We start from the raw sequence: 10,433 nt of genomic DNA, 5'->3' as shown, positions 1-10,433 counted from the left end.
GGTGGCCGCGGCAGCGTGTTCAGCGTCGTGGTCGGCTGCGTCCTGATCGGCACCCTGCTCAACGCCTTCACCATCATGGACGTCAACAGCGAGGTGCAGAACATCATCAAGGGCGTCGTGCTGCTGGCGGCCATCGTACTCGACAACTGGCTGCATCCCCGTGACGAGGAGACCGCGCGGCAGGGAGACTGAGTGCACGATCCCCTTGGGCATCGCGCCGATACCAACGACGGCGACCGGGGCGAACAGACAGAGACGAAAGCAAAAAAGAAACCAGGCAAAAAGACGAAGCAAAAGACAAAACGGCAGGGAGGAACCATCATGACGAAAAAGAGCTGGATGTTGCTGTTCGCAGGCGCGGTGCTGGCCGTGCTGCCGATGCTGGCCGTGGCGCAGGAGGAGGGCGGCACCAAGACCGCGCGCGAGCTGCGCGCCGCCTACGACAGGGCGCTGGAGGGCAAGACCATCGCCTATCTTCCGATCGCGCTCGGTGTGCCCCTCTCGGACGAATGGGGCCGGGTGGTGAAGGAGGAAGCCGAATGGCGCGGCATGAAATATGTCGTGCGCGATCCCAACAACAATCCGTCGGCCATGCAGCAGGCGCTGACCGCGCTGGTCGACCAGAAGCCGGACGTGCTGATCGTCCAGAACCCGAGCGTCACGCTGTTGATGAAGGACCTGAAGCGCGCCGAGGCGCAAGGCACCCACGTCATCCAGATCAACATGTCGTCGAATTACAAGTCCGGCGCCTTTGTCGGCGCCGACTGGCACGAGGTCGGCAAGATGCTGGCCACCGACGTCGTCAAGCAGTGTGGCGCCGGGTCGGGCAAGTCGGGCAAGGTGCAGATCGTGCAGGGCGAACTGACCGCGGCCGCCAGCGTCGATCAGGTCGGCGGCATCATGGAGGTCCTCAACAAGGATCCCAGCATCAAGGTGGTCTCGAACCAGGCGGCGAACTGGGATGCCAACACCGCGCTGAACGTCACCGCGACCGTGATCCAGCAGCACCCCGACCTGTGCGCCAGCATCGGCTTCTGGGGCATCATGGAATCCGGCGCGGCGCAGGCGATCCGCAATGCCGGCAAGATCGACGACGTCAAGGTCTATGCCTCGGGCGAAGGTTCGCAGCTCGATTGCGACCAGGTCAACTCGGGCAATTTCTACAAATTCCTGAGCTACAAGGCGACCGAGCAGGGCCACGATCTGATGATGGCGGCGGAGACGCTGCTGGAGTCCGGCGAGAAGCCGGGGACCCGCAATCTCGAATATTACACCCAGCCGGTCTGGCTCGACAAAACCAACGCCAACGGCGCCAACTGCTTCGCGTTGCCGAAGAAGAGCTAGACGCTCAAGTCCGTGAGAGTTGCAACATGGTACGGCGCTTGATGTCCTTGCGTGCGGGGCTGTCGGATTCACCCAAGATCCTCTGCCGTCATTCCGGGGCGGGCTCTTGCGCGAGCCCGGAATCCATGACCACCGGCCGGAGTTGTGTTGTGCACACATTGCCGCGCCTCCCGAAATACGCCCGTCTGTGGTTATGGATTGCGGGCCTGCAGATTTCAGTCGGCGATTGCCGACAGAAATCTGCATCCCGGAAAGACGCCGAGAGATACGGGCTGATCCGATAGAGGCGTCCTGACGATGTCGACAATGGATTCGTTTGCGGCCTCGGTGCGGCGGTTCTCGCCGCGGCTGCTGCTGTCCGAACTGCTGCTGAAACAATGGTTCGAGCCGGTGATCCCGTTCACGGTGATGATCGGGCTCTGGCTCTATTTCGCGCTGACGATCCCCGACTATGCCACGGTGCAGAACACGGTCTCGCTGCTGCGGCTGTTCGCCGAATTCGGCTTTGTCGCGCTGGCGATGGGCTTTTGTCTGATCACCGGCGGCATCGACCTCAGCGTCGGGGCGATCTTCGCGCTGTGCAATTTCGCGGCGCTGTATTTCCTGCTGGTGCAGGAATGGCCGGTCGGTGTCGTCATTGCCGCGACGCTGGCCGTCGGCGCCGCGCTCGGCAGCATCAACGGCCTGTTGATCGGGTTCCTGAAGACCCGGCCATTCCTCACCACGCTGGTGACCCTGATCATCCTGCGCGCCTGCGTCAATCTGCTGAACACCAGCTACGCGCAGGTATTCGCGACCAATTCGGTCGACAGCGACGCCTGGGACTATGTCGGCGGCGGCAGCCTGTTGGGGATCCCCATCAATGCGGCCACGTTGTTCATCGTGCTGCTCGTCTGCCATATCTTCCTGTCACGCTCGCGCTATGGCTGGCACCTGACCGCGATCGGCGCCAGTCGCAAGGCCGCCCGGCACGCCGGCATCCGCGTCCGGTTGATGTTGTTCGTCACTTACGTGCTGTCGGGGACATTGTGCGCCGCGAGCGGCATCTTCTATGCGGCGCGGCAGGCGAGCACGGATTCCACCACCGGCGTGGGCTGGGAATTTCAGGCCTTGACCGCGGTGGTGCTCGGCGGCGTTTCGCTGGCCGGCGGCAAGGGCACGGTGTGGCGTGCGATGATCGGCGCGCTGATCATCTTCCTGCTGGTCAACGGCCTGGTCCGCATGGGCATCCCGGGCTACGTCACCTCGGCGGCCACCGGCATCATCCTGCTGGTCGCGGTCGGCATCGACGTCAAATGGTCGAAGAACCGCGGCAAGGCGATCCAGAAGATCTATGTCAATCCCGCGTTCGTGGCGCTGTCGCCGGCGCCGTCGGTGCAGCGCGGATCGAACTCGCCCTACGCCCAGAACGACCGGCTGATCGGCGCCCAGGCAATCGGCCTCGATCAGGTCGAGGGGCCGGAGGACGTCATTCTCGACCGCCAGGGCCGGCTCTATGGCTCGACCCGCGACGGCAATGTGATCCGCTTTTCCGGTCCTGATTTCGCAACGCGCGAGGTATTCGCCCATATCGGCGGCCGGCCGCTCGGCATGCAGTTCGATCGCGACGAGAATCTCGTGGTCGCGGTTGCCGGCATGGGCGTCTATGGCGTCGCGCCCGACGGCCGCGTCTTCAAGATCACCGACGAGACCAACCGCACCTGGTACAAGCTCAATGACGATTCCCGGCTGCGCATGGCCGACGATCTCGACATCGGCCCCGACGGCAAGATCTATTTCAGCGACTGCACCACGCGCTACGAGATGACCACCAACACGCTCGACATTCTCGAGGCGCGTCCCAATGGGCGCCTAGTCTGCCACGATCCGGCGACCGGAACGACGCGCACCGTGATCAATCACTTCTACTTCCCGAACGGCGTCTGCGTCGCGCATGATGGGAGGTCCGTGCTGATCGCCAGCACCTCGCTATGCAAGGTGTTTCGCCACTGGATCGAGGGGCCGAAAAAAGGCCGCACCGAGATCCTGATCGACGAATTGCCGGGCAACCCCGACAACATCAACCGCGCCTCCGACGGCACCTACTGGCTGGCGCTGGTCGGCATCCGCACCCCGACTTTCGACCTGGCCGCGCGAAAACCGGGTTTTCGGCTGCGCATGGTCAAGCAGGTCCCGGCCGACGAATGGCTTGCGCCCGCGCTGAACCATGGTTGCGTGCTCAAGTTCAACGAGCAAGGCGAGGCCCTGGAGTCCTGGTGGGATCCGACCGGCATCGCGCACTCGACCTTGACCTCGATGCGCGAGCACAAGGGCTACCTCTATCTCGGCGGCCTCGAGAACAACCGGATCGGACGCATCAGGCTCGACGGCGTCGACGACACATGGACCGGCTATGACGCCTATTGGGGCGCCAAAAGCCGGATCGCTGGAGCATTTTCCGGAAAGGTGGACACCGGCTTTCCGCAAGAAAATGCGACCAACAAAGAACGGAGGTAACGCCGCCATGGGACTGTTCGACCATCTGTTGCACGACGTCCGCAGCGTGATCGATCGTGACGGTGGCGAGAGCGCGATTCCGCCGCTGGATGGCGCGCTCAGCCCCAACGACCGGCTGGACGATTGCGCGCCGATCGGCTTGCCGTTGCCTGGTCTCGACGACGTGGCAATCGCCAGCGACGGCACGGTCTACGTCTCGGCGGGGCGGTCGGTGCTGAAGCTCAGCGGCAGCGGTCTGTCGAGCCGTGCGCTGGTTGCCGAGTTCGAGGACGATGCCGGCGGCCTTGCGATCCATCCCGATGGCCGCCTGCTGGTTTGCATCGCCGGCCGCGGCCTGGCTGCGATCGATCCGGCCCATCCCAATCCGCGCTGGCTCGATTCCGTCGACGGTCGCGGCCTTGCCGGGTTGATGTCGGTGGTTGCCGCAGCCGACGGCCGCATCTTCGCGGTCGAAGGCAGCACCGGCCGGCGGCCGGAGCAATGGCGTCACGATCTGATGGAGAAGCGCAGCAAGGGGCGGCTGATCGTCTGCGGGCCGGGGCTCGACGATCCCCGCGTCTTGCTGCGCGATCTGGCCTATCCTTTCGGCCTTGCGATTGCCGCCGACGGCGCAAGCCTGTGGCTCGCCGAGAGCTGGGCGCATCGGCTCAGCCGTTTTGCGCTGACCGGCGACGGCATCGGCGAACGCGAGATCATCGCGGGCAATCTGCCGGGCTATCCGGCACGGATCCACCCCGACGCCCATGGCGGGCTTTTTCTCGGCCTGTTCGCGCGGCGCACGCACCTGGTCGAGTTCGTGCTCAAGGAGAACGATTTCCGCGAGGAGATGATCGCGACCATGCCGCCGGAGTACTGGATCGCGCCGGCTTTTGCCGGCGGCAGCGATTGTCTCGAGCCGATGCAGATCGGTTCGGTGAAGGCGCTGGGCATCCAGAAACCCTGGGCGCCGCCGCGGTCCTATGGTCTGCTGGTGCATCTCGACAGCGAGGGCGAGGCCACCGACAGCCTGCACAGCCGCGCCGGCGGCCGCTTCCACGGCGTCACCGGCGCCTGCGACACCGAGCATGGAGTGGTGATCGCGGCCCGCGGCGCCGGGCGGCTTTTGCTCTACAGCGGAGACCTGCGATGAACGACGCCGCCCTCCCGACCGCCAAAGCGACCTCGACCCCGAGCGAGACTGCGGAACGGCAGCCGGTGCTGCGCATCGTCAATGGCAGCAAGGTCTATGGCGGCGTCCATGCCATCGAGGGTGTCTCGTTCGATCTCTATCCCGGCGAGGTGCATGCCCTGGTCGGCGAGAACGGCGCCGGCAAATCGACCTTGTGCAAGGCGATCGCGGGCGCGATCTCGCTGACCTCCGGGGATTATTTCGTCGACGGCAAGGCGGTTCATTTCGAGCAGCCGCGCGATGCGCTCGGCGCCGGCATCTGCATGGTCTATCAGGAGACCAGCCTGGTGCCGACCATGACGGCGGCGCAGAACATCGAGCTTGGCAACGAGAAACTCTTGACGCGGTTTCGCACGCTCAACATCCAGGCCCAGCAGCTGCTGCAGTCGCTCAACTTCCATGTCGATCCGGCGATGCCGGTGGCGCTGCTCGGCACCGCCAAGAAGCAGATGGTCGAGATCGCGCGCGCGATCTACAACAGGGCGCGCATCATCATCTTCGACGAGCCGACCGCGAGCCTGACGCCGGAGGAGATCGTGCATTTCTTCCATCTGGTGCGCGACCTGCGCGCGCGCGGCGTCTCGATCATCTACATCTCGCATGCGCTGGAAGAATCCCTGCAGATCGCCGACCGCATCACCGTGCTGCGCGACGGCCGGCTGGTGATCACGGCTCCGGCCCGGCAATTGACGCGCGACGCGCTGATCCAGCACATGGTCGGCCGCGAGGTGGCGCAGAGCGTCTATGGCGGCCGAAAGCAATCAAGCCACCGCCGCGAGAAGGTGCTGACGGTGGAGAACGTCACCATGGGCATGGTGGTCAAGAACATGTCGTTCTCGGTCTATGCCGGCGAGGTGGTGGGCATCGCCGGCCTGATCGGGTCGGGCCGCACCGAGATCGCCAAGGTGATCTATGGCGCGCTGAAGCGCAACCTCGTCAATGGCGGCACCATCCGGCTGCGTGGCAAGCCGATCCGCTACCGTGTGCCGCGGCAGGCGATCAACGACGGCATCGCCTACATCACCGAGGATCGCAAGGTCAACGGCTTCTTCGAGACCATGGTGGTCGACGACAACATCTATATCGGCAGCCTCGCCACTCGGCGCGGCTGGAGCTTTCTGTTGTCGCGCGCGCGGCGCACGAAGTTGGCGAACTACTGGGTCGACCGGCTGAAGATCAACGCGCTGCAACGCAAGGCCCGCATCGTCGAATTGTCCGGCGGCAACCAGCAGAAGGTGGTGCTGGCGAAGACGCTGGTGCAGGATCCCTCGATCATCATCTTCGACGAGCCGACCCGCGGCGTCGATGTCGGCACCATTCCGCATATCCATGCCGAGATTCGCAGGCTCGCCGACGAAGGCAAGGCGGTGGTGGTGATCTCGTCCTATCTGCCCGAGATCCTCGTCGTCTCCGATCGCATCCTGGTCGCCCGCACCGGCCGGATCGTCGCCGAATTCGACGCGGCCGATGCAACCCAGGACAAGATCCTGTATGCGGCGGTGCATTGAGCGCAGGGCTGCAAGTCCGAAGCGCTCTGCTCAAGGCCAGGCAGGGCGATCCAACGAAATGACCCGATCATTTTTGATCGAGCACCTGAGGTTCCACATCGCCATTCGCTTTTCAGGGGGGCGTCTTTCGTTGATCAAACCGGAAGCGACGGGCGCCGGTTAACGAGATCTTACTATCGGCATTGCCCGTCATGTTGTTCGCGCATGAGTTGTTAACAATTATCCGTAATCCTACGGATGCGTGATCGTCTCGGAGCGCGTTCCGTCTTCGGCGTTGCACGCGTTGGCCGAGCCGCGCCGGACAATGTCATGAAGACCATTCGCAGTTTTCTTGCCGAGGGTAACGCGGCTGTCGCGATCGACGATCGCCCGATCGCGACCGGCGACGCGAAGACATTCGGAATCTATCTCTTCGTGATTTCATTCGCATGCGTGTATTACCTTTCGAACGCGCCGCTGCTGCTCGGAAACTATGATCTGGGATGGCACCTGGCCGCTGGAGACCTGATCAGAGAGCAAGGCCGCATTCCTTTCGCCGATCCATGGTCGTTCACGTCGGCGGGCAGACAATGGTACAATCTGTCGTGGCTCTGGGACGTGACCGCCAGTGTCGTGTTTGAGTACACGAAATTGAGCGGTCTCGTGTTGTTTGTCATTGCCTGTGGCGCGCTGATCGTCGGATATCTCGCGTCGATCTGCTTGAGCAGCGGAGCCTCGGCAACCGCGGTCTGCATCGCGGCGCTTTCCGCGTGCCTGCTCTATCCCTCTTTTGCAACGGCCCCGAACAGTTATCTCGCCGCTTCGCCAAACACGGCAACCATGTTGTTCTGCGTGATGTTCTACGCGGAATGCCTGAAGCGGACGCGATGGTTCCTGTTGCCCTTGATGATGGTTCTCTGGGTCAATCTGCATGGCGGCTTCCTGCTCGGCTTTCTCGTTGTCGGCGTTTTTTGCGGCGCGGCTTTGCTCCGCCGGGATTGGCTCGGTGTCAAAATCTACGGCCTGGTGGGACTGGGTTGCTTCATTGCAATCTTCATCAATCCGCTCGGCTGGCACATCCATGACGGCGTCGCGGCGACGCTGGGTCACTTCGTGCAGGCGCACATCACCGAGTGGCTGTCCTATTTCCAGAACTTGTCCTGGCCGGGGAGCATTCCCGGCATCCTCTATATCCTGATATTCGTTGCGCTCGAGCTCTGCTGCCGAGGTCCCTGCCCCCTGGAGTCGCGGCTATTGTGCTGGCTGTCTTTGTTGCTGGGATTTCATCAATTCAGATACATGTCGTTCTTTTTCATGTTTTCGGCAGTTCCCCTGGCTCTTCACCTCGACCGGCTGCTGCCTGCGCGGCTGAACCTGTTGGAGGTGCAAAGGTCGTTGTTGGCGGCCGGCATCGCCGGCGTGTGCTTCCTGCCGCTGACTTTCATGCAAGTCGAACCGGCTCTCGAACTTCCGCAGATGCTTTCTGAGCAGGATGCGCTCTATCTTCAGACGCATTTTCCGCACGCGCGGCTTTTGAACAATTGGAACGTCGGTGGCTTGTTGATCTTCTACACACGAGGCGCGATCCCAGTGTTCGTGGATGGTCGGGCGGCGACCGCCTATCCGGATGCTTTGCTGCGCGACTATTTCAGGCTGCCCGAAATCGAGATTGATGAAGCCGCCTGGGACACGGTGCTTGCGAAATACCAGATCGATACGGTGCTTTGGGTGAAGGCGCATGACGAGTTGAGGCGGTTTCTCGTCGACAAGCGAGGCTGGAAGGAGGAATACGCAGGCTTGTATGAGAGTATCTACGTCAAGCGATAGGCCGCGCTTGGCTGTTGGCGCCGCGACGCAGCAAAAAATTAAGCATACCCGCAGATGGACGGACCGCCGTCAAACATCCACCTCAGAACCGACCGATCTTCCCCGATCGCGGGATGTGGGGCGCATGGAGCAGGAGGGTTTACGACATGCACGGAATGTTGCCGCCGAGCGAAGCCCGGATGCGGATGTGCGTGATGCAGGTCGGCAAGCGCGGGCGCTGGACCTACCGGGACTGGTACAGATGGCGCTTCCTGTGGAAGTTCTTTCCGTGGTACGCGCGCGAAATGCGCTATCGCGGGGACTTCTGCATCGGCGCGAGCTGCATGCACTGGTTCTGGGAGGACGCCGACAAGAAGGAGCGGGGTTATTGCGCGGCCGCGGTGTCGCGGACCCAGCACATGATGTGGGAGAGGGAGCTGAGGGAGGGTGACGGGAAGGCTTCGAGATAGCGACGCGGCAAACGCGCGGCGTGCCGAAGCGCCTTTGTAGGAAGCGCATTCACGCGACATGTGCCGCCATCACGTCTTCACGGCGGCGACCTCCTCCAATCCGCGATTGCGCGGCTCGACGCCCCAGGCCCACACCACGACGATCTGGATGACCAAGAGGCCGATCATCAGCCAGAGCACGCCCGGCAGCTTGTAGGAGGCCATCAGGGCGCCGACGATGAAGGGCGAGACCACGGTCGCGCCGCGGCCGAGCGTGTTGCAGATGCCGTTGGCGCGCAGCCTGATCTCGGTCGGAAACAGCTCCGGGGTATAGACGCCGAACAGGATCGCGGTCTGCACATAGATCGCTGCGATCAGCACGAATCCGACCGTCAGCACGATGGCCGGATCGGACGCGGCGTCGAAGCGGGCATAGATGTAGCCGGCGATGATGGTCACGACCGAGGCGCCGATGATGCTCATGCGCCGTCCGGCGGCGTCGGACAGAAAGGCGCCCAGCACGCAGCCCACCAGCGAGGCGATCGACAGCACCAGCGTGTAGGCCAGCGAATTGGTGATGGTCAGACCCTGGCGCAGGAAGAACTGCGGCAGGAACAGCACGAAACCGAAGATCAGCGTATTGACCGTGATCAGGACCCAGGAGCCCACGATCATGCGCTGCAGCAGCGGCGGCTTCAGCATGTCGGAGGCGGCGACTTGGGCCGCGACTTGGGCAGCGGATTGGGCGACCGGCGCCGGCACCACCACCGGCGGCAGCTTCCTGCCGGCGGCGGCCTCCGTTTCGATCGCCTGCATCAGCGCCTCGGCTTCCTGGTTGCGGCCCTGCGATTCGAGCCAGCGCGGCGATTCCGGCAGGTTCTTGCGCAGATACCAGACGATCAGCGAGCCGACGCCGGCCATGACGAACATCGGGCGCCAGCCGAAGGCGGGAATGATCAGATAGCCGAGCAGCGCGGTGATCGGAAAGCCGGCGACCACGATGAACACCATCATCGACAGGAAGCGCCCGCGCGTCCTCGGCGGCACGAATTCCGTCAAGGTCGAATAGCCGACCACGATCTCGGCACCGAGGCCGAGCCCCTGCACGAAGCGGCAGGCGATCAACTGATCGATGTCCTGCGCGAAAGCGGCCGCCAGCGACGCCAGCCCGAAGATCAGCAGATTGATCTGATAGGTGAAACGGCGTCCCATCCTGTCGCCGACAAAGCCGGTGATCAACGCCCCCAGCGTCATGCCGACGAAGGTCAGCGAAATGAACTGCAGGTTCTGCGGCAGCGTCGAGAATTTGCTCTGGATGGTGGAGGCCAGCACGCCGCCGGCGACATAGAGATCGTAGCCGTCGAAGAACATGCCGGCGCCGACCAGGGCGAAGATCCGGTAGTGGAACGGCGAGATCGGAAGCCGGTCGAGACGCGCGCCGGCGTTGACTGCGGTCGTCATCTGATGTTTCCCCCTGTGTTGTTTGTTTATCGCGGCCGCCTTGTTTGATTGGAGCGGCCCGCGCCGAATTCGCTAGGACGTAGTCTCCGAAGTTCTGATCATATGAAACGAAGGAGTCGGATGGGTTGAGCGCTTGCGAAACCCGTCAATTTGTTGTGCGGCGATGGGTTTCGCGATCAGACCGGACAAGGGTCCGATCTGATCGCTCTACCCATCCTACGA

Annotated in this window: 7 protein-coding genes and 1 pseudogene; 7 read left to right on the top strand and 1 reads right to left on the bottom strand. The window is 63.1% G+C overall.

The window, feature by feature from the left end; translation table 11 throughout:
- From WCB02_RS10285 to WCB02_RS10255, 7 genes and pseudogenes are all read left to right on the top strand, one after another.
- Positions 1 to 192: pseudogene (locus tag WCB02_RS10285) on the top strand (ABC transporter permease); the annotation flags it as partial.
- Between the two features lie 129 nt (positions 193 to 321).
- Positions 322 to 1,344, top strand: a complete 1,023-nt coding sequence (locus WCB02_RS10280) for a sugar ABC transporter substrate-binding protein (protein WP_423957975.1) — start codon at positions 322 to 324, stop codon at positions 1,342 to 1,344.
- Positions 1,345 to 1,641: 297 nt separating this feature from the next.
- Positions 1,642 to 3,840, top strand: coding sequence for an ABC transporter permease (locus WCB02_RS10275; RefSeq protein WP_423957973.1), 2,199 nt, complete (start codon positions 1,642 to 1,644; stop codon positions 3,838 to 3,840).
- Positions 3,841 to 3,847: 7 nt separating this feature from the next.
- Positions 3,848 to 4,969 carry an SMP-30/gluconolactonase/LRE family protein gene (locus WCB02_RS10270; protein WP_423957971.1) on the top strand — a complete coding sequence of 374 codons (1,122 nt, stop codon included), beginning with the start codon at positions 3,848 to 3,850 and terminating at the stop codon, positions 4,967 to 4,969.
- Entirely contained in the window at positions 4,966 to 6,516 is a 1,551-nt protein-coding gene (locus tag WCB02_RS10265) for a sugar ABC transporter ATP-binding protein (RefSeq protein WP_423957970.1), read from the top strand. Before WCB02_RS10270 ends, WCB02_RS10265 begins: the two co-directional genes overlap by 4 nt.
- A 309-nt stretch (positions 6,517 to 6,825) precedes the next feature.
- Complete coding sequence (locus WCB02_RS10260; RefSeq protein WP_423957968.1) at positions 6,826 to 8,322, top strand: hypothetical protein; 1,497 nt, start codon at positions 6,826 to 6,828, stop codon at positions 8,320 to 8,322.
- Between the two features lie 146 nt (positions 8,323 to 8,468).
- Entirely contained in the window at positions 8,469 to 8,771 is a 303-nt protein-coding gene (locus tag WCB02_RS10255) for a hypothetical protein (protein WP_423957967.1), read from the top strand.
- A gap of 69 nt (positions 8,772 to 8,840) precedes the next feature.
- Here the strand turns inward: WCB02_RS10255 and WCB02_RS10250 are convergent, their stop codons facing one another.
- The gene (locus tag WCB02_RS10250) at positions 8,841 to 10,211 is read right to left on the bottom strand and encodes an MFS transporter (protein WP_423957965.1); all 1,371 of its coding nucleotides are present in this window, start codon (positions 10,209 to 10,211) and stop codon (positions 8,841 to 8,843) included.
- Positions 10,212 to 10,433: the final 222 nt, after the last annotated feature.

This window comes from Bradyrhizobium sp. (assembly GCF_049581145.1).
Taxonomy (GTDB): Bacteria; Pseudomonadota; Alphaproteobacteria; order Rhizobiales; family Xanthobacteraceae; genus Bradyrhizobium.
This window is presented reverse-complemented; position numbering and strand designations above follow the sequence as displayed.

What these genes read in the sequence shown, in the direction of transcription:
- WCB02_RS10280 (WP_423957975.1), top strand. Translation starts at nt 322, where the DNA reads ATGACGAAAAAGAGCTGGATGTTGCTGTTCGCAGGCGCGGTGCTGGCC.
- WCB02_RS10275 (WP_423957973.1), top strand. Translation starts at nt 1,642, where the DNA reads ATGTCGACAATGGATTCGTTTGCGGCCTCGGTGCGGCGGTTCTCGCCG.
- WCB02_RS10270 (WP_423957971.1), top strand. Translation starts at nt 3,848, where the DNA reads ATGGGACTGTTCGACCATCTGTTGCACGACGTCCGCAGCGTGATCGAT.
- WCB02_RS10265 (WP_423957970.1), top strand. Translation starts at nt 4,966, where the DNA reads ATGAACGACGCCGCCCTCCCGACCGCCAAAGCGACCTCGACCCCGAGC.
- WCB02_RS10260 (WP_423957968.1), top strand. Translation starts at nt 6,826, where the DNA reads ATGAAGACCATTCGCAGTTTTCTTGCCGAGGGTAACGCGGCTGTCGCG.
- WCB02_RS10255 (WP_423957967.1), top strand. Translation starts at nt 8,469, where the DNA reads ATGCACGGAATGTTGCCGCCGAGCGAAGCCCGGATGCGGATGTGCGTG.
- WCB02_RS10250 (WP_423957965.1), bottom strand. Translation starts at nt 10,211, where the DNA reads ATGACGACCGCAGTCAACGCCGGCGCGCGTCTCGACCGGCTTCCGATC.